This window comes from Achromobacter maghribensis (assembly GCF_057334215.1).
Window position 1 is genome coordinate 272,405 of the sequence record NZ_JBHFII010000044.1, and the last position, 16,731, is coordinate 289,135.

The following is a 16,731-nucleotide window of genomic DNA, read 5'->3' on the forward strand; positions in this document are numbered from 1 at the left end:
GGTTTGGGCGTCAGGCTCCCCCCCGCGACATAGGCGCCCAGCGCGCTGGCGCCAAGAAGGACACCGGCTATCGTCAATCCAACTTTCAGTTGTTGCTTCACGCGCCCCTCCGTACTGCGATGGAAACGAAACGGTGCGCCGTTACGCTGGCGCATGGGTATCACGAATTGCTTGTCACGCTGAATCGGAAATACATTCGGCGAATGCCGACGGAGGCCTTCAAAACACACGTTGCCCGCATGGGCAATCAATCCACACTGAAAGCGTGGCGATCCTTACCCCTGATCCAGTTTGGCGGACGGCCGATGCCGTTCCACGTCTGGCCGGTATCCGGGTGGCGATAGCGCACCAGGTCGGAAAGATCGGGGCCAAACAAATGGTCTGGCTTTATTCCATATTCTTTTATCTTGCGCCGCATGTCGACAAGAATGATCTGCAGCTCCTGGCGACGCAGGCGTTCTGCCTCTGCCTCAAGCGTGCGTATGCGCGCCTTAACCTGCCGATAATGCTCCTCCATGGACCCACCTCTCAGCCGTTCGGTGCGTGCGTTAAAAATAACGGGTCGCGATTGTTGGCGATATCCGAAAAGCGAAATCTTTGGAGGACAATTTGTTATTGTTAGCTACGAACGCGCCGCAGCGTGTCACGTGGCGATTCGCCGAATGCCTGCCTGAAATACTGGGCAAACCGCGACATGTGCCGAAACCCCCACTTCGTCGCAACCTCGGACACGCTACTCTGGCCGTCCGTAAGCAGGTCGCGCAATGCGCCGTTCAGCCGGGCGGTCATGAACCAGCGTCCCGGTGTCATACCCACGCTGCGCCGGAAAATCAATTCCAACGAGCGCAGGCTGTAGCCGCTGCGCCGCGCAATCTCGGCCATCGCGACATCGGCGTCTTCGCCCGAAAGGACCAAACGCTCGCAGGCGGAAATCAAGTGGTGATGACGCCGTTCGACGAGGGAGCGCGCCGCCTCACGCGCGGGCGTCGCGCTGCCTAACGCGTCGATATAGCCGTTCAGGAGCGACTCGCGGATCACCGCGGCCAGTTCGGGGGCCAGTCCGCCAGCGGGTTGCACCCGTCTGGCCACATCGAATGCGTCATCGGCCAGGCACGTCAATGCGTAGCGGCCACCCACCGTCAGGTGCAGGGACTGCGCCGACTGCCTCGGCAGCGCCAGCGTAAACCCCAACCTGCGCGTCGCCTCCAATTGGAGTACCGCTTCCGGGACAAAGAGATTCACCCAACGCGATGGGCCGGACGCGTGATACAGCAGTTCCAGGCTTGCTGGATAAATCTGTATTTCATCCCCACCGATCGACGTGGTGTTGACTTTCGTTTGGTCGCCGCCACCCGCCATGAATCCGATGCAAATACCGTCTTCGGGCATGCACCCTTGCGCTATCACGGGAAAGTCATAACACCCGGTTTCCAATCGGATGTCGCCAAGCACCAGACGTTGATGTTGCAGCAAGGTTTGCCGGGACGAAAGCAGGCGATGTTCGAAGCGGCCGCCGTAGACCACATCGAACGCCTGCGACGGCTCGAAACCCGAATAGACCTGCGTCATGTATACCGACTGAAAGGACATGGCAAAACCCCTGCATGATTTCGCTTTTCGGATAATGGCCGACAGAGATTATCACCGGGCGATAAATCGCTACAAGGCTGGAGGCCGTCTTTAATCGGTATACCTTGGAATCGTTACGGACTAGGGGCAGGACGTTGCGTACGCCAGCCCCATTTTCGGGAGAGGCGTTGCTCAGGTCTTTTTTCTGCGACGCCCCGCTCCAGGCTACAGCCGGTTCAGGCTGTACACGGACGCTGGCGGCAGGTTCAGCGGTACGAAGCGCTCCCTACGGGCCGACAGCCCGCAGGCGTCCAGCACGCTTTTTGATATCGGGCACCGCACGCCATAAGTGAAGAAGTGCATGGCCGCCCCGGGCCGCAGGGCCTCGAAGACCGCCGTCAGCAATTGATGATGATGCGCCCCGCTCATGTTCCGCAGCGGCAGGCCACAGATGGCGGCGTCGATCCCATCGAGTTCGGGATGCAGATGCCTGGACAAGTCTTGCGCCGACACCTGCAGCACGGCGGCTTCGGGAAACTGCGTCTTCAAGCTTGAACTCATGTCCGAGTCCTGTTCGACCAGGACCAGACGGGAAGGATGGACGCCCTTGCGCAGCAGTTCGCGGGTGAACACGCCCGTGCCGCAGCCCAATTCCAGGACTTTTCCCGCCATGGCGGGTACCGCCGCGGTAATGGCGGCGGCCAGGGCGGGGCCGGACGGTGACACGGCGCCGATGGCAGAGGGGTTGGACAACAGGGCTTTGACGAACTGCTTGCGCTCTTGCAGCCAGCTCATCCGCCACGACGAAGGATGGCTGTGACGGGTGCCGGTCTTGCACGACGACGAGGAATGCATGGGTGCCTTTTATCTCCGGATTTTTGAACCCCGCGCACGCCGTATTGCTACGCGGCATGGGAGAACTACGCAGACATTACCTGTACCAGGCGGCCCAGGCTGGCAACCGGACGTAAGCAGGCTTATCAAATGGCGGCGGCGCGGCCCTCCAGCCTCCTTAGCGGGCGGCCGGCGCTGTCAGCTTGCGTTGCAAGTCCCTGCCCGGCGTCGTCATTCGCAGCACCCGCCACGGGCACCACGTTGCCCGGCCACGCGGCCTGCTTCGCTGAAATCCGCCCCGCCGGTGTGTCGCAAACGCCGTCCTATTTTCAGAACGCTGCTGGCGGAATTCGCGTACTACCGCGCCCGCCGTTCTTCTCCTATCGTCAACGACAGCAAATATCCGCGCAGCAGATGAGCACTCCTCTCGCCGCCGGGCACTTGCCTCTTTTCGATTTTCCAAGGAGTCCTTCCATGAGCACCCCAGCAAACTTCAACGGCGCCCGCCCCGTCATCGACCCCGATCAGGCCGCCATGCTGCTGATCGACCACCAAAGCGGGTTGTTCCAGACGATCGGCGACATGCCGTTCACGACGGTGCGCTCGCATGCCGGCGCCTTGGCGAAGATGGCCACGCTGACCAAGATGCCCGTCATCACCACGGCCTCCGTACCGCAAGGCCCCAATGGCCCGCTCATTCCGGAAATCCACCAAAACGCGCCGCATGCCAGGTACGTTGCGCGGCGCGGGGAAATCAATGCGTGGGACAACCCCGAGTTCGTGGCGGCCGTGAAAGCCACGGGCCGTAAGCAGTTGATCATTGCCGGCACCATCACCAGCGTGTGCATGGCGTTCCCGAGCATCGCCGCGGTGAACGAAGGCTTCCAGGTGTTCGCCGTGATCGACGCGTCGGGCACGTATTCCAAGATGGCACAGGAAATCACCATGGCCCGGGTCGTTCAAGCCGGCGTCGTGCCGATGGACACCGCCGCCGTGGCGTCCGAACTGCAACGCACCTGGCACCGCGAGGACGCGGCGCAATGGGCCGAACTGTATGGCGCGATCTTCCCGTCGTACCAGTTGCTGGCCGAGAGTTATGCCAAGGCGCAGGAAGTCGAGAAGAACCAGGAACTGCTGGACTCCCAGCGCGGGTAGTTTCAACATCCACACCGGGGCGTCGCCGGGCGGCTGGCGCCCAGCCGCCCTAGTCGATGCGCGCGATTTCGGCCCCGGCCGCCACCGCCTTGCCTGCGGCCGCCTGGTGCTTGAGCACGCCGTCGCGATGCGCCAGCACCTGCATTTCCATCTTCATGGCTTCCATCGTGGCGATTAGGTCGCCTTGCTTGATGGTGGCGCCGTCTTCGGCGTTCCACGACTGGAGGGTGCCCGCGATGGGCGCCGCCACGCTGTGGGCGCTGGCCGGGGCCGACGCGCCAGCCATGCCGGCCGCCTCGGGACCCGCTGCGGCGCCTGCGGATTGCAGGCCGCGCAGCAACTCGGCGGGCAGGCCCAGCGACACGCGGCGGCCATCGATCTCGACGGCGGTGCGGTGCAGGCTTGCGTTACCCAGCGGCGCCGGACGCACGGCGGCCTCCAGGTCATTCGCGAAGTCGGTCTCGATCCAGCGGGTATGCACCTTGAAGCCTTCACCGTCGCCGATGAAATCGGCATGGTCCAGCACGGCCCGGTGAAACGGCAGCACCGAGGCCACGCCTTCGATGCGGAATTCGGCCAGTGCACGGCGGGCCCGTGCGATCGCCTGCGCCCGGGTGGCGCCGGTGACGATCAGCTTGGCCAATAGTGAATCGAACGTGCCCGGAATGGTGGAGCCGGATTCCACGCCGCTGTCGACGCGCACGCCCGGCCCGGACGGCGCGGCGAAGGTCGCGATGCGGCCCGGCGACGGCAGAAAGCCGCGGCCCACGTCTTCGGCGTTGATGCGGAACTCGATGGCATGGCCGCGTGGCGCGGGGGCCGCATCGATGGCCAGCGGCAGACCATCGGCGATGCGCAATTGCTCGACCACCAGGTCCAGGCCGCAGGTTTCCTCGGTGACGGGATGCTCCACCTGAAGGCGCGTGTTCACCTCCAGGAACGAGATGGCGCCCGACGCGCTAAGCAGGAATTCGACCGTGCCCGCACCGACGTAGCCGGCATGGGCGCAAATGTCGCGCGCCGACGCGTGGATGCGCTGGCGCTGGTCGTCGCTGAGGAACGGCGCGGGGGCCTCTTCCACGAGCTTCTGGTTGCGGCGTTGCAAGGAGCAGTCCCGGGTGCCCAGCACGACTACTTTGCCATGCGTGTCGGCCAGCACCTGCGCTTCGACATGGCGAGGATGGTCAAGGAACTGCTCTACATAGCATTCGCCGCGCCCGAAGGCCGTGACCGCTTCGCGCACGGCCGACTCGTACAGATCGGCCACGTCCTCCATGCGCCAGACGACTTTCAGGCCGCGACCGCCGCCGCCAAACGCTGCCTTGATCGCGATGGGCAGGCCGTGTTCCTGCGCAAAGGCCAATACCTCTTCAGCGCCGTTGACCGGGCCGGGCGTGCCGGCCACCAGCGGCGCGCCGACGGCCAGCGCGATCTTGCGGGCCTGGACCTTGTCGCCCAGCCGTTCGATGGTGTCGGGCGACGGCCCGATCCAGCTCAGGCCCGCGTCGATCACGGCACGCGCGAACACTGCGCTTTCGGACAGGAATCCGTAGCCGGGATGCACGGCATCGGCGCCGCTGCGGCGCGCCACGGCCAACAGCTTTTCGATGTTGAGATAGGTGTCGGCCGGGCGGTCGCCCTCCAGGCCAAATGCTTCGTCGGCCATGCGCGTGTGCAGCGCGTCGAAATCGGCGTCGGCGTAGACCGCCACGGACTTCACGCCGTAGTCGGCGCAGGCGCGGATGATGCGCACCGCGATTTCGCCACGGTTGGCAATCAGGACTTTCTTCATGGCTGGCATATTCAGGTTATGGCGTTGCGACCGGTGCAGCAGGGACGTCGACCGGGACAAATTCAGAAATGGGATTGAAGCGCACGCGCGCGCCGATGGGGATCTGGGCCGCGCGGTCCAGGTGCCAAGGGGCTACGGAACCGATCACCGGGTAGCCGCCCGTCAACGGGTGGTCGGCCAGGAACAGCACGGGCTGGCCGCTGGCCGGCACCTGGATTGAACCTTTGCGCGTGCCCTCGCTGGGCAGTTCGGCGTGGTTGGCACGTTGCAGCGGGCGTTCGCCGTTCAAGCGGATGCCCACGCGGTTGGACTGGGAGGTGACGGTCCAGGCTTGACGGGACAGCAGCGCCACGGCATCGGCGTCGCACCAGTCGGTGCGCGGCCCCAAAACGACGTCCAATACGACCTCGGTGTCTTGGGCTGGCAGGTCGGCCGCCGGCAGTTCCGGCGCGCCGACGATGGCGCCCTGCCCCACGGGCAGGATTCCGATGCGGTCGCCCGCAGCCAAGGCGTCGGGCCCGACGTGCGCAAGCGTATCGGTCGAGCAGCTGCCCAGCACGGGCGCCACGTCGAAGCCGCCGCGCACGGCCAGGTAATAGCGGATTCCCGCCACGGGCTGTCCCAGCGTCAGCGTGTCGCCATCGTTCAAGGCGATGGCCTCGTGGCTGGGCACGGTCCAACTGGCTCCCGTGGCGTCTCGTAGCGCAAGCTCGCCTTGGGCGCCCGTCACCGCCGCGACGCACGCGCCACGGGCGCGGACCTGGAAGCCGCCGTACACGATTTCGATGCAGGCCTGGCCCGGCGGGTTACCCACCAGCCGGTTGGCGGCGCGCAGCGCGCCCCGGTCCATCGCGCCCGACGCCGCCACGCCCTGGCGTGCCTGCCCGGGCCTGCCCAAGTCCTGGAAGACGGCTTGCAGGCCGGGCGCCACCACTTCAAGCGATGCGCTGGCCTCGTCGATCGGCCGGGACGCGGCTGGCGTGGCGCGCGCGGCGGCTGAAGGCGCAGCCGTCGAAGCGGCCGCGGGGCCAGCGTCGATGAAGCGGACGCGATAGCCGGGCTGGAGCAACGCCGGCGTGTCGCGAGACAGATCCCACATGGCCACCGGCGTTACGCCCAGGATCTGCCATCCGCCCGGGCTGGCTTGCGGATAGACGCCGCTGAACGTACCGGCCAGCGCCACCGCGCCTGCGGGAATGCGGGTGCGGGGCGTCTTGCGACGGGGCACGTCCAGGCTGGGGTCACCGCCGCTGAGGTAGGCAAATCCGGGCGCGAACCCGGTGAAGGCGACGCTGTAGGTGCCGCCGGTGTGCCGGCGCACCACTTCCTGGCGCGTGATGCCAAGCAGCGCCGCGACTTCATCCAGGTCTTCGCCGTTGTAATGCACGGGAATGTCGATCAGTTTGCCTTCGCGCGCGACACGGTTCGAGGTATCGCGGGCGCCGATATCGGCGATCAGCGCCTCGCGCGTCACGGTGTCTGGCCGGAACACCACCAGCACGGTACGCGCCGCCGGCACCAGCTCGGTCACACCAGCGATAGGCGTGGCCTGCAGCGCATCGAACAGCGCCAGGGTCTGCTCAAGATCGTCCAGTTCAACGAGCAAGGCATCGGTATTCACGGGCAAAAAGCGCACGAGGCCTCCTAGGCGGCAAACGAGCGAATGGTAACGCCAGCCTGCTCCAGGCGGCGGCGCACTTCGCGCGCCATGTCCACCGCGCCCGGACTGTCGCCATGCACGCAGATGGAGTCCGCCTCGACGCGCGTCAGCGAACCGTCGATGGCTTCAACCAGGCCGTCTTCCACCAGGCGCACCATGCGCTGCGCCACCACCTCGGGATCATGCAGCACCGCGCCTTTTTCCCGGCGCGACACCAGCGTGCCTTGCGGCGTATAGGCCCGGTCGGCGAACGCCTCGGCCACCACCCGCAAGCCGCGCTCGCGCGCCAGCGCCAGCAATGGCGAACCGGCCAGCCCGACCAACGCCAGCGACGGGTCCACCGCAAGCATGGCCGTGATGACGTCGTTGGCCTGGCGCGCATCGTGCGCAATGGTGTTGTAGAGCGCGCCGTGCGGTTTGACGTAGCTGACCTGCGTGCCGGCCGCGGCGGCCAGCCCTTTCAGCGCGCCAATCTGATAGATAACGTCGGCGACCAGGTCGGCGCTGGCGACGTCCATGTTGCGGCGTCCGAACCCGGTCAGGTCCGGGTAGGACACGTGCGCGCCCACCGCCACGCCGTTGGCCGCCGCGCCCTTCAGCGTGGCAAGGATGCCGGCCGGGTCGCCGGCATGGAAGCCGCAGGCCACGTTTGCGCTGGACACCAGCCGCAGCATGGCGGCATCGTCGCCCATGGTCCATGCGCCCAGGCTTTCGCCCAGGTCGCTGTTCAGATCTATGCTAACCATCGCTTGCTTCTCTATTGACCGTCAGAGCCGGATGCAGGGCGTCTGTTACAGGATTGTTCTACAATATCCATAAATAGTAGATCAAACGACAGCCCATTGCCTATCAGTATTTCCACTCGGTCTGCACAAAACAGGTGGATGTGAGGGGCAATCTTGCAAGCGCTCAGATACACTCACACGGAAAGGCCCTCCCGCCTATGCAGATTTCCCGTCAATGACCGATTCCCACGCGCACCAGACCCTGACCGACAAGGTCACCGAACAGATCCGCCGCCGGTTGATCAACGGCGAATTCGCGCCCGGCCAGCGCCTGTCGGAAGCGACCCTGACGCAAAGCCTCGACGTATCGCGCAATACGCTGCGTGAAGCCTTCCGCAACCTGACCAAGGAAGGCCTGCTGACCCATTCGCCCAACCGTGGCGTTGCCGTGGCGGTGCCCAGCATGGCCTCCATCATCGACTTGTATCGCGTGCGGCGCATGATCGAATGCCAGGCGCTGGCGCAGGCATACCCGCATCACCCGGCGCACCAGCGCATGCGACAGGCGGTGGACGATGCCGTCGCCTGCCGGCTCAGCCAGGACTGGCCGGGCGTGGGCACGGCCAACATGGCCTTCCATATGGCCATTGTGGAACTGGCCGACAGCGAACGGCTCAATGCCATGTTTTCGCTATTGCTGGCCGAACTGCGGCTGGTGTTCGGCCTGCTGCAAGACCCCGAATTCCTGCATGCGCCCTATGCCGAAATGAATGCGCGGATTCTGGAATGGGTCGAGGCCGGCGAATTCCAGAAGGCCGCCGATGCGCTCAAGGACTACCTGGCGCAGTCCGAGCGCATCGTGCTGGCAAGCTATGCGCGCCGCGTCAGCGCCTTGGGCGGCTGAGCCCGCCACGACCGCAGCGCGTCCACCACCAGGAACGCCAGCAGGCTCGCCCCCATTACCGGCAGGCACCACCCCAGCGCCAACGCCACGACCGCCACCCCAAGCCGCACCGGCCACGACAGCTCACGCCACGCTTGCGTCAGCGTTTGACCGGATGCGCCCGACACCGGGCGACGCAACCACCACATGCGGTAACCCAGAACAATCATCGTCGTCAGCGCCAAGCCGATGGCCGCCATCAGCAATTGGTTGGGCCAGCCGAAGAGAATGCCCATGTGCATGTCCACGCCCCAGCGGATCAACTTGGCGATCAACGGGAAGGTGGCGAAATCGGCGCGGCTGGTGATGGCGTAGGTGGCGGGGTCGATGGCGATGGTGTCGACCTGCGTGGGCCACGACCGGTCCACCTCCCGCACCGTCCAGGCCTGATCCGCCGCACGCGGTGGACGAATCTCCAAGGCGTCGCTGTCGATGCCGCCCGCCCGGGCGGTCTGCCGGATGCGGTCGATATCGCCCACCGCGGCGGACGAGGGCGCCATGGTCATGCCGGCCATAGAACCGTGATGATGCGCGTGTTCGCCCTCGCCTGCGCCCTGCCCGGGCAGCGCCCCCGCGGCGGGCAGCTTCGACGAAATTGACGGGGTGATCCAGCCGAGTTGCGCGCGCAGCTGGTCCACGCGCCCGCCCGCCCAGTTCGACCAGGTCAGCCCCGTCGCGGACAGGAACAGCAGGCCGACCGCCAGCCACAACCCCAGCAACACATGCCAGCGTCGCGTGCGCAGGCGCGGACTGCGTGCCGCCCCGGCCGCGTGGCGGCGGCGCGCCGCCCACCACATCGCCAGCCCGCCCAGCGTGGCAAGCCACATCCATGACGCGGCCAGCTCGCTATAGTTGCGGCCCACTTCGCCCAGCATCAGGTTGCGGTGCAGATAGTCCAGCGCGGTGCGAAATGGCAGCGTGCCGCTGGTGCCGTAGACGATCAGGTCGCCCTTGATCTCCAGCGTGGCGGGGTCGACGAACAAAGCGCGGCTTTCAGAATCGCCCAGGCCGGGCTGCGTGAACATGACGCGCGTGGTGTCGCCCGGACCGGGCGCCGGGCGCACCGCGAACAGGCGTGGCCCTGGGCCGATACGCGTCTGCGCCGCCTGGACCTGGCGGGCCAGGGATTGGGCCGGTCCTGTCGACGCGGTGCGCAGTTGGTCGGCATACAGCAGGTTTTCGATCTGGGGGGTCAGCACGAATAGCGTGCCGGTAATGGCCGCCACCAGGATGAAGGGGCCGACGAACAGCCCGATATAGAAATGCAGGCGGGTGATCAGGGCCATCAAGGCGCTGCGGCCCGCGGTCCGTTCACGCCCGGGCGCGGTGCGGGAATCCAGCGTTTGCGTGGACATGGGGGTCCTCCGAATACGAACGACGCCGCCCAATGCGGGCGGCCTTCATGCGCGCGATGCGCGCACGTCGACAGGGGTCATTCGAGTATCGAAGGCGGGGCGCGCGATCCCAGTGGCGGGCCGGCGGCCGGCATGGCCGGACGCGGGCTATCGACCCGTGCAGGCGTCTGCGCCAGCCAGCGCAGCAGCACCGGCGCCACCGCCATCATCGGCGGCACATCCAGGACCTGATGCGCGCTCAGGCCAAACGGGCATTCCTGTCCGGCCGCGCCATGGTCGACGGGCGCGTCGCCGCCATGATTACCGTGGTGGCCGTGGTGCGCGTCCATCTGGGCGGCCGGCGCGCGCAGCGCCGGCGGCAAGCCACCCCCTGCCGCGCAAAACCCCAGCGCCAGCCGGCCTTGCCGCAGCGCGTCGATATCCGGCATATAGCCAACCGGCACCCAGGCCCGCACCACCAGCAACAGCAGCAGCAACAGCCGCCCGACATCGGCGGCCAACACGGTACGAGGGGGGCGACAGGAAAGTCCGGTGCGCATGGGCCCAATCCAGCGCGCCGGCGGATTCCGGCGCCAAACTGGAATTCTACCTGCCGCCTTGCGACCGACAGCCCACGCATTCTGCTTGCGGATGCCTTCTTTCGGGCATAAATTGAGCAGACCCGTTTTGGGCTCGGGCCACCCTGCCCGCCCAACACGGCGTCGAAAGGTCGTTTTTTATCTTTTAAGCCCGCGAGGAGCGTTGCGATGAAAGTGAAACACCTGTTAGGCCCGGCAGCCCTTGCGCTGTCTCTGCTGTTCACCCCGCCAGGCGTCGCCCAGACCGCCGACCCAGCGCCCATCATTACCGGTAAGCAATGGACGGAGTCAGACGCCAGCCATAAGAAAGCCTACCTGTTGGGGATCGCCAACCTGCTGCAAGTCGAACGCGCCTACCAGGAACGGCGCAAGCTGAACGACACCCAGACGCTGGTTCCCCGGTTCACGGCCGGTCTGCAATCCCACACGCTGGATTCGGTGCGCGACGGCCTGGACCGTTGGTACGCCGCGAACCCCACCAAGCTGGACCGCCCCGTGATCGAGACCCTGTGGTTCGAGATCGTCGTCCCCGGCGCCAAGCGCAAGCCTTGAAGGAGCCGTCATGAAGCTTATTCGATCGATTGTCATCAGCGTCGCGATCGGGACGCTTGCTGCCTGCACGAACATGTCGCCGAAGCAGCAAGGCACCGTGTCGGGCGCGGCCATCGGCGCCGCGGCGGGCGCGGGCATTGCCGCCATTGCTGGCGGCAGCGCCTGGACGGGAGCCGCCATCGGCGGCGTGGCGGGTGGCGTCGCGGGCAATATCCGCGGCGGCAACTCCTACTGATTGGGCATTGCGCCCTGCTTGGCACGCCAGGCCTGGTAACGGGCCTGGTTTTCCTGATTCGGCGGATACAGCCCGGGCAACATTTCCCCTGCCTCGACCTGCTGCATGATCCAGCCTTCCAGCCGTTCCTGCTCGATGGCGATTTCCACGACTTCGTCCAAGATGGCGGCCGGAATCAGCACCGCGCCGTCGCGGTCCAGCACGATCACATCATTCGGAAATACCGCGACGCCGCCGCAACCGACGGGTTCCTGCCAGCCCACGAAGGTCAGCCCGGCCACCGACGGCGGCGCCGCCGCCCCGCTGCACCACACCGGCAGGCCGGTGCCCTCGACGCCTTCCAGGTCCCGGACCACGCCGTCCGTCACCAGCGCGGCCACGCCGCGCTTCTGCATCCGCGCGCAGAGAATGTCGCCGAAGATGCCGGCATCCGTCACGCCCATCGCGTCAACCACGGCGATGCAGCCTTCGGGCATGTCTTCAATCGCGGCCCGCGTTGAAATGGGCGACGCCCACGAAGCCGGCGTGGCCAGATCCTCGCGGGCCGGCACGAAGCGCAGCGTGAACGCGCGCCCCACGATCCGCCTGGCACCCGGCGCCAGCGGCCGCGCCCCGCGCAGCCACACGTTGCGCAGCCCTTTCTTGAGCAGCACGGTGGTCAAGGTGGCGGTGGTGATGCCGGACAAGGCCTGAACGACGCGCGCGTCCAAAGGCTGAGGTGCAATCGTCATGATGCAGGTTCTCCTGGAATGGAATTCGATTGTGACCCCGCGCAAACCGCAATACAACACGGCTTTTGCAGATTCAGAATCCGCTTTTTATACCTGCTTCCTTAGCGTTCCGGTATGCGCCGTGCCGCGCGCGCCCGCCTTTGCGCTTACCAGCGGTGCTGGTACGTCAACGTCAGCACCGTGCCGGCCGCCGGAAGACGGCTGGTGTTGGTGCCGCTGCGCATCAGTTGGCTGTACAGCGGGTAGTACTCACGGTTGAACAGGTTTTCGATGCCGACCGTCACCGTGTCCTTCTTGGTGAACTGGTAGCGGCTCATGACGTCCACCGTGAAATAGCTGTTGACCTCGCGCCGGCCGAAGCTGGCGACGCCATCCAGGCGGTAATCCTTGCTGGCGTAGTAGTTGGCCTGCAGGCGGTTGCTCCAGCGCTCGTTCGGCCGGTATTGCACGTAGCCAGTCACCTTGACCGGCGGGGTGCGATACCCCGTCATGTTGCGCCACTCTCCGCCCTCTGGTTGCTCCTGCCCCTTCATCCATGTAAACGTGCCGCCCGCGCCCCAGCGTTCGTCGTCCGTCAGATAGTCGGCGGCCGCTTCCACGCCGTACACGCGTTCCTTGGTGCGGGTCAGGATCAGGCCATTGTTGAAACTCTGCACGTCGCCCAGTTTCGAGGTCGTGTAGAACACGGCCAGCGACGCCGTCGTGTTGCCCAGGCCGCCGCGCCAGCCCAGCTCGTAATTGTTGGTCTTGACGGGTTCCAGGTCCGACGAGCCGATGTCGAAGCCCGGACGCGCGTTGCGCATCTGCACGCCGATGTCGGGCAACTGGAAGCCCTGGCTGAACGACGTGTAGAACTCTTGCCCACGCACCGGCTCGTAGCTCAGGCCCAGATTGAAAAGCAAGGCGTCGTAGTTCACGGTGCCGCCCTGCACGGTCGACGGCGACGGCACCCGCGACTGCGACAGCGGCACGAAGTCATTGAAACGCGCGGACGAATATTCGTAACGCACGCCGCCCTGCCCTGACCATTGGTCGTTGAAGCGATGTTCCAGCTGGCCGAAAATGCCCGTGCTGCGGGTGGTGAGTTCCGGCATGTAGGTCAGCGTGCCCGTCTTGCGGAATACGCGGCCGCCACTGCCGTCGAACGCCGCCGGATCAAAGATGTCGATCGGCATGTCGCTGCGTTCCTGGTTGAAGTCCGCGCCCCACAACAGGCGGGTCTTGTCGGAATCGCCCAGCGGCGTGTCGATCGTCAGGCGGCTGCCCATCACCTTGGAATTCTGCATGGCCTGGTCCACGTTGCCGCCCCGCGTGACCACGGCGCGGGCGTCGAACGGCGTGAAGCGCGTGTAGTAGTCGCGGTAATAGACCTGGGCCGACAGCTTGCTGCCCCACAGGTTCTGATGCTGGTATTCCAGGTTCACGAGCGTATTGCGGATCTGGTTCTGGTCGGCCAGCACCAGGCCGTCCAGCGGCAAGGCGCGCGCCGTGCCCGGCGGCAGGCGGGCCACCGACGGGTCCGACCCGTAATCGCTGTCCTGGTCGGCGTTGTAATAGCTGGCCGACAGTTGCACGCGCTGATCGTCGTCGATGCGCAAGCCGAGCTTGCCGCCCAGACTGTAGATGTTGGAGTCGAACAGGTCGCCCTGGCTGGGCTCGGAGGCGATGCGGCGGCCCTGCGCGTCGTAGGAGGCGCCGTTGTGGCGCGCGCCCAGATCCAGCGCGTAGTCGAGTTTGCCCTGGCTGCCCGCGAAATGCTGCTGCAATTGGCCGCCCAGCCCATCGGCGCGCAAGCGGCTCAGGGGCGACACGGCTGTCAGCGTGGTTTCGGACACCGGTTCGCCGCCTGCCGGCCGCGTGGTGATCGAGATGATCCCGCCCGTGGCGCCCGCGCCGTAGATCGAGCTGCTGCCGCGCAACACTTCGACGCGCTCGATGATGGCCGGGTCGATGTTGGCCAAGTTGCGCGACGAATCGCGGTTGGTGTTCAGCGGAATGCCGTCCACCAGCACGAGGATGCCGCGACCGCGCAATGTCTGGCCATAGTCGGTCATCGTGCGGCTGGAATCGGCCATGCCCGGCACGACCTTCGACAGCACCGTTGCCAGGCTGTCGGACCCCGTGCGCAGTTCCTGGAGGCTGTCGCGTTCCAGCACGATGGTCTGCTGCACCGGGCTGACCAGGTTGCTGGCCATGCGCGAGGCGCTGACTTCGATCGGCGCCAGCACCGTCGGGGCGGCCGCGCCGGCAGCGGCGGCGGGTTCAAGAATGATGGCGCTGCCTTCGTGGCGGGCACGCAGCGGCGTGCCGCGCAGCAAGGCATCAAGCGCCTGGTCGGGCGTCATCGTGCCGGACACGGCCGGCGCCTGGATGCCTGCCACCGATTGCGGGGTGTAGAAGATCTGCAGGCCATGCTGCTGCGCCAGCGTTTTAAGCGCGCCGTCCAGCGGCTGGGCCGGCACGTCCACCGCAACCGGGGGCGACGCGGCCCACGCGGCAGGCGCCCCCAAGGCGATCAGCACCGCCGCGCTAACGGCCCGGATCCGGCCGCCCATCGGCTGCGCGCGCTTGTTCTTATTGCGATCCACTTCATCCTCTCCTGAGTCGGGCGGTCTCCGGCCCCCTGGCCGGATGTGCCCCGCGTTAAGAGAGAAGACGCGAAAGCGGGAAAAAACCTGAATGCCCGACCGAAATATTTTTCAAGGCGTGTGGATCGCCGCCTTAACGGGCCACGACTTCAGCGCGTCCGTCGGGCAACTTGCGCACCGTCACCGGCAGGATGTGCGGCAACGCGGTCAGGAAGGCGTCGGTGTCGTCGATGCGGAACACGCTGGTCAGGCGCAGGTCGGCCAGGCCTTTGTCGCCGCCAAGCACCACCGCCTGCGCGCGGTAGCGCGACACCTCGCGCACCGCGCTGGCCAGGTCGGTGTCGCTGAACACGATCTGCCCCGCACGCCACGCCAGCGCCGACGCCACGGGCGTCGCCTGCGGCGGCTCGACCTTGCCCGACGCGGTAACGCGGGCACCCAGCCCCGGAGTGACCGAGACCGCACTGGCAGCGTCATCTTGCCGCCCGGCCACCCGGACTGAACCGGATTCGACCAGGACGCGCACTTCCTGCGCATCCCGGCGCACATCGAAACGAGTGCCCGTCACGGTGGCGGTGGCCAGGCCGGCATCCACCACGAACGGACGCCGCGCGTCCTTGCCGACCGAGAAGAGCGCCTCGCCTTCCAGCAGTTCGACCTGCCTTGCGCCGGCGCTGAACCGCAGCTTCACATGGGTACGGCTATTCAATTCGGCGCTGGATCCGTCCGGCAACGCCACCACTCGCCGTTCTCCCGGCGCCGTGCGGTATTCGGCCGTCTGCACGGCCAGCGGCTGCTGCCGCTGCCAGAACAGCACGCCGGCCCCCACCGCCAGCGCCGTCATGCCAAGCGCCAGCACCTGGCGCCGGCCCGATGACCGCGCGCGCCGGCGCGGCTCGGCCAGCGCCCGCAGACGGTCCGTCGGCACCTCGGCGGCGGCTTGCCAGATGGATTCCAGCACGCGGTATTCATAGGCATGGCGGGGATCGGCCGCCAGCCACGCCTGCCACTCGGCCTGGCCCGCGGCGTCCAGTTCCCCCGACCGTGTCCGGGCGAACCATTTGGCGGCTTCGGCGCGCGCGGCATCGCTAGCTGGGCGCATAGGCCCCCAGCCGTTCGCGCAGATGCAAGGCGGTGCGGATCATGTACTTTTCGACCATGTTTTTGCTCAGGCCCATGCGCTCGGCGATCTCGGCCTGGGTCAGGCCTTCCAGACGTTGCCAGATGAAGACCTGGCGGCACTTGAGCGGCAATTCGGCCAGCGCCGTTTCCAGCGCCTGCCCCAATTGCTGCGTGCGCGCCTGCGCCACAGGGTCGCCCAGCGCACTGGGATGGGCCGCTATGGTATCAAGCGGCACCCACTCCTGCCCGCCTTCCCGGCGAAAGCTGTCGATTGCCGTATTGCGCGCCGCCTGGTGCAGATAGGCGCGCGGCTGTTCGACATGGGCGTAACCGGCCTCCAGGCATTTCACGAAGGCGTCATGGGTCAAGTCCTGGGCGGCGTCGCGGCACCCCAGCTTACGGGTCCAGACGGCGAGCAGTTCTTCGTAATAGGCAAGAAAGCCGTGTGGACGGGACCGTGAGGATGACATGGGGCGAGTTCTAGGCGAAGCGGCATGATAATGCTTTTTATTACCGATTGCCACGTTCGCGGCGGCGAACGGCACATCAGTGTGGCCGCGCGGCCTCCAAACAAGAAAAGCACGGCAGCGGCCGCTTTGTTGCAACTCGTAAGACACCGGAAAATTCTGCCGGATGTACCGGCTTTTCCGCACCATTGCGCCCCGCCAGCGGCGTCGGCATCGGGGCGATCACCCCTCGCGAGCGGCGTCGGGGCACCCCGGGCACGCTAATTGCGCCTGATGTGGGTTTTCCGCCTACGGAGAGTCCATGCCTGCCCCGACCGACGATTCCCCTCGGGTGTTAACGGTACTTACCGTCAACACCCACAAGGGATTCACGAGTTTCAACCGGCGCTTCATGCTGCACGACCTGCGCGCGGCGTTGGGGCGCC

16 protein-coding genes and 1 pseudogene are annotated in these 16,731 nt (G+C 66.3%); 5 read left to right on the forward strand and 12 right to left on the reverse strand.

Annotated features, from left to right (window positions below):
- Positions 1-247: 247 nt before the first annotated feature.
- From ACE039_RS19225 to ACE039_RS19235, 3 genes are all read right to left on the reverse strand, one after another.
- Positions 248-517 (reverse strand): H-NS histone family protein, encoded by a 270-nt coding sequence (locus ACE039_RS19225; protein WP_448712331.1) that lies wholly within the window; start codon positions 515-517, stop codon positions 248-250.
- A gap of 101 nt (positions 518-618) precedes the next feature.
- The gene (locus tag ACE039_RS19230; RefSeq protein ID WP_485823088.1) at positions 619-1,590 is read right to left on the reverse strand and encodes a helix-turn-helix transcriptional regulator; all 972 of its coding nucleotides are present in this window, start codon (positions 1,588-1,590) and stop codon (positions 619-621) included.
- Between the two features lie 204 nt (positions 1,591-1,794).
- A complete protein-coding gene (locus ACE039_RS19235) occupies positions 1,795-2,424 on the reverse strand; it encodes a class I SAM-dependent methyltransferase (RefSeq protein ID WP_485823089.1) in 630 nt (209 codons plus the stop codon).
- A gap of 453 nt (positions 2,425-2,877) precedes the next feature.
- Between ACE039_RS19235 and ACE039_RS19240 the strand changes: the two genes are divergently transcribed.
- Positions 2,878-3,558 carry a hydrolase gene (locus ACE039_RS19240; protein ID WP_448712334.1) on the forward strand — a complete coding sequence of 227 codons (681 nt, stop codon included), beginning with the start codon at positions 2,878-2,880 and terminating at the stop codon, positions 3,556-3,558.
- A 49-nt stretch (positions 3,559-3,607) separates the two neighbouring features.
- Here the strand turns inward: ACE039_RS19240 and ACE039_RS19245 are convergent, their stop codons facing one another.
- From ACE039_RS19245 to ACE039_RS19255, 3 genes are read right to left on the reverse strand one after another with little or no spacing between them, the layout of a single operon-like run.
- The gene (locus ACE039_RS19245) at positions 3,608-5,350 is read right to left on the reverse strand and encodes an acetyl/propionyl/methylcrotonyl-CoA carboxylase subunit alpha (protein WP_485823090.1); all 1,743 of its coding nucleotides are present in this window, start codon (positions 5,348-5,350) and stop codon (positions 3,608-3,610) included.
- Between the two features lie 16 nt (positions 5,351-5,366).
- Positions 5,367-6,986 carry a 5-oxoprolinase subunit B/C family protein gene (locus tag ACE039_RS19250; RefSeq protein ID WP_485823091.1) on the reverse strand — a complete coding sequence of 540 codons (1,620 nt, stop codon included), beginning with the start codon at positions 6,984-6,986 and terminating at the stop codon, positions 5,367-5,369.
- 8 nt (positions 6,987-6,994) lie between these two features.
- Positions 6,995-7,756 carry a LamB/YcsF family protein gene (locus tag ACE039_RS19255; RefSeq protein ID WP_485823092.1) on the reverse strand — a complete coding sequence of 254 codons (762 nt, stop codon included), beginning with the start codon at positions 7,754-7,756 and terminating at the stop codon, positions 6,995-6,997.
- Positions 7,757-7,970: 214 nt separating this feature from the next.
- On the opposite strand from ACE039_RS19255, the gene ACE039_RS19260 reads away from it, so the two are divergent.
- Complete coding sequence (locus ACE039_RS19260; protein WP_313465055.1) at positions 7,971-8,639, forward strand: GntR family transcriptional regulator; 669 nt, start codon at positions 7,971-7,973, stop codon at positions 8,637-8,639.
- Here the strand turns inward: ACE039_RS19260 and ACE039_RS19265 are convergent.
- Both ACE039_RS19265 and ACE039_RS19270 read right to left on the reverse strand, forming a co-directional pair.
- A complete protein-coding gene (locus ACE039_RS19265) occupies positions 8,606-10,033 on the reverse strand; it encodes a PepSY-associated TM helix domain-containing protein (protein ID WP_485823093.1) in 1,428 nt (475 codons plus the stop codon). The two genes, ACE039_RS19260 and ACE039_RS19265, sit on opposite strands and share 34 nt — an antisense overlap.
- Before the next feature lie 77 nt (positions 10,034-10,110).
- Complete coding sequence (locus tag ACE039_RS19270) at positions 10,111-10,572, reverse strand: DUF2946 family protein (protein WP_485823094.1); 462 nt, start codon at positions 10,570-10,572, stop codon at positions 10,111-10,113.
- A gap of 207 nt (positions 10,573-10,779) precedes the next feature.
- On the opposite strand from ACE039_RS19270, the gene ACE039_RS19275 reads away from it, so the two are divergent.
- Entirely contained in the window at positions 10,780-11,163 is a 384-nt protein-coding gene (locus ACE039_RS19275) for a hypothetical protein (RefSeq protein WP_105559170.1), read from the forward strand.
- A gap of 10 nt (positions 11,164-11,173) precedes the next feature.
- Positions 11,174-11,398: a YMGG-like glycine zipper-containing protein gene (locus tag ACE039_RS19280; protein WP_105559169.1), complete on the forward strand. Its 225-nt coding sequence runs from the start codon at positions 11,174-11,176 to the stop codon at positions 11,396-11,398.
- Here ACE039_RS19280 and ACE039_RS19285 read toward each other — a convergent pair.
- The 4 genes from ACE039_RS19285 to ACE039_RS19300 form a co-directional block, all read right to left on the reverse strand.
- Positions 11,392-12,129: a ribonuclease activity regulator RraA gene (locus tag ACE039_RS19285; RefSeq protein ID WP_485823095.1), complete on the reverse strand. Its 738-nt coding sequence runs from the start codon at positions 12,127-12,129 to the stop codon at positions 11,392-11,394. The two genes, ACE039_RS19280 and ACE039_RS19285, sit on opposite strands and share 7 nt — an antisense overlap.
- Before the next feature lie 146 nt (positions 12,130-12,275).
- Positions 12,276-14,684: a TonB-dependent receptor gene (locus ACE039_RS19290; protein WP_485823174.1), complete on the reverse strand. Its 2,409-nt coding sequence runs from the start codon at positions 14,682-14,684 to the stop codon at positions 12,276-12,278.
- A gap of 166 nt (positions 14,685-14,850) precedes the next feature.
- Positions 14,851-15,819 carry a FecR family protein gene (locus tag ACE039_RS19295; RefSeq protein ID WP_485823096.1) on the reverse strand — a complete coding sequence of 323 codons (969 nt, stop codon included), beginning with the start codon at positions 15,817-15,819 and terminating at the stop codon, positions 14,851-14,853.
- Complete coding sequence (locus tag ACE039_RS19300; protein WP_485823097.1) at positions 15,806-16,309, reverse strand: RNA polymerase sigma factor; 504 nt, start codon at positions 16,307-16,309, stop codon at positions 15,806-15,808. Before ACE039_RS19300 ends, ACE039_RS19295 begins: the two co-directional genes overlap by 14 nt.
- A gap of 298 nt (positions 16,310-16,607) precedes the next feature.
- On the opposite strand from ACE039_RS19300, the pseudogene ACE039_RS19305 reads away from it, so the two are divergent.
- Positions 16,608-16,731: pseudogene (locus ACE039_RS19305) on the forward strand (endonuclease/exonuclease/phosphatase family protein); the annotation flags it as partial.